Origin of the sequence: Halorubrum sp. SP9, assembly GCF_005435015.1 — an archaeon.
Lineage (GTDB): Archaea > Halobacteriota > Halobacteria > Halobacteriales > Haloferacaceae > Halorubrum > Halorubrum sodomense.
The window spans coordinates 1-482 of sequence record NZ_SGXU01000345.1; the positions used below are offsets into that span (position 1 = coordinate 1).

Below are 482 nucleotides of genomic sequence, written 5' to 3' on the forward strand. Positions count from 1 at the left end.
GGCCCACGTGGGTAGTGGTGTATCGCTGTCGAGTTCGCTTAGCTCGCGCAGTCGACTCTCATCGACTTGGAGCATCATTGGATGGAAGTCGTCAGGGAAGGCGACATCGACCGTGGCCTGAACTGCTTTCGAAAGGCCGCCGATGTCCGTCCGATCTTTCACATTGTACGAGCCGCTCATCATCGCGCTGGTCAGCTTACTGCGGACTGCATCTGCGCGCTGTTCGAGGTCACGCTCAACCGCCTTTGGTGCGTCTCGAGTCGCAATTGCGTCACGAAGCGCCCACCACTCGATCAGTCGTTTTCGTAGGTCTTGGAGACCATCAGTGTCTATCTCCCAGTACAGCGTGTCCTTATCGGTTTGTTCGGAATCTGTGTCAGGCCGAACGCCCTGAATAGCGATCTCAATATCTAGACCGCCCTCAGACAACCTGCTTGTCTCGAACGTCGTTCCGTCGAGTTCGAAATGATACGAAACGGGGT

The 482-nt window shown here is 55.8% G+C and carries 1 pseudogene; it reads right to left on the bottom strand.

From position 1 onward, the window contains the following. A pseudogene (locus EXE45_RS17830) lies at positions 1–482 on the bottom strand (hypothetical protein); the annotation flags it as partial.